Raw genomic sequence first — 1,402 nt, 5'->3', positions numbered from 1 at the left:
GTCGCGCTTCGGGCTGTCGCCTTCGACGAGATATTGCACCACCCGGTTGTCGATGGCCGTGTCGCCTGCGGCCGGAACCGACTTCGATGGATCGCTATAATATTCTTCCGTCAACGCGTCGAGTTCTTCCGCGGTGATATATCCGTTGTCGATGAAGTAGCCGGAAATGCCGCCGAGCCATTTTTCGTAATAGCGGAATTTGAAATAATCGAATGGGTTCAGGGATTCGGCACCCTTTCGAAGGTCCGCCCACGTCCAAACGGTCGTGAATGTGGATGGTGTCTTTGGAAGTGGCAGTTGCGCGGAAAGCGCCATCATCGCCGTATGGATGCCGAAGATACGGGTTTCCCAGGTCTCAACAAAGACGCGGGTTTCGGTGCTCACCGGGCCAAGACCCTCAAGCCCGCCTAGATAGTGTTGCAGTTTCATGACGTTGTCCTTTCTGCGTTACGAATTAGGCGGCGACCGGCTTCTTGGTCGCCAGAAGATTGGTGCCCATTTCGGAGAGCAACCCGAAGACGCCGCCAAGCAGCATGGCGGCCATCGCGACGAGTGTCGGATGATTGATGCCGGAGGTCACAACTGTGGTGTTGGTGGCGGCCGTCGTGCCAACAAAGGAGGCGAAGCCAAAGACGATCGCTGGTGTGAAGTTCAGTATCGGAATGGAGGAAGCAAATACCATTGCCGACGTGCCGAGACCGACCAGGATGGCAGCGAAGATTGGATAGGCTGGTCCGAACTGGATGACCAGGAGCGTGATCGTAGCGATGATGATGCCCGTCCCGTTCGAAACGATGCTTTTAATCAGTCCGCGCTGGCCACCGCCGCAAGCGAAGAAGGAAGCCCAGGCGATGAACGTCACCCAGACGGGAACGGGAAATAGGCTCGCGGTAATGTAGGTATCGATCGCGCCCAGGACGCCAAGGCTGATCATTGCGGCAACGAGAGGGGGCATGTTCTGTCTCCTTGATGGACAATTGGCATTTCCGGAATGAAGGGGTCAGGAAGCGAGCGCATGCGGATTGGCGAGGCAGCTTCTGAAACCCTCGCGCAAGCCGCGTTCGTCGAGATTGCGACCGATAAAGACCAAGTCGCTCAGGCGAGCCTCGGAGGGCTGCCAGATCTTGCCGGGGCGTCCTTCCAGCGTCATATGGACGCCATGGAAGACGTATCGCCGCGCCTCGCCTGCGAAGTTCAACACACCCTTCATGCGGAAAAGATCGTTGCCGATCTCCTGGACAAGTCGGGTGAGCCAACGATTGAGGGCGGCCGGGTCGAGCGCCTCGTAGTCGCGGATTGCGACGCAGCCGATCGTCTGGTCGTGCTCGTGGTCATGTTCGTCGAGAATGTTCGGATCGATCGCCAGAATGTTCTTGAGGTCGAAGGCGCCGATCCCCAGGAC

The 1,402-nt window shown here is 57.9% G+C and carries 2 protein-coding genes and 1 pseudogene; all 3 read right to left on the bottom strand.

What is annotated here, in order from left to right; translation table 11 throughout:
• Positions 1-429: pseudogene (locus A3AY_RS0108705) on the bottom strand (SH3-like domain-containing protein); the annotation flags it as partial.
• 25 nt (positions 430-454) lie between these two features.
• Positions 455-955 carry a DUF1097 domain-containing protein gene (locus tag A3AY_RS0108700; RefSeq protein ID WP_026203248.1) on the bottom strand — a complete coding sequence of 167 codons (501 nt, stop codon included), beginning with the start codon at positions 953-955 and terminating at the stop codon, positions 455-457.
• 45 nt (positions 956-1,000) lie between these two features.
• The coding region (locus A3AY_RS0108695; RefSeq protein WP_018325292.1) for a GTP-binding protein at positions 1,001-1,402 on the bottom strand (402 nt) is incomplete at its 5' end.

The organism is Rhizobium giardinii bv. giardinii H152 (assembly GCF_000379605.1).
GTDB lineage: Bacteria > Pseudomonadota > Alphaproteobacteria > Rhizobiales > Rhizobiaceae > Pararhizobium > Pararhizobium giardinii.
This window is presented reverse-complemented; position numbering and strand designations above follow the sequence as displayed.

Excerpts from the sequence above, each read along its gene's own strand:
- A3AY_RS0108700 (WP_026203248.1), bottom strand. The coding sequence starts at position 955 with ATGCCCCCTCTCGTTGCCGCAATGATCAGCCTTGGCGTCCTGGGCGCG.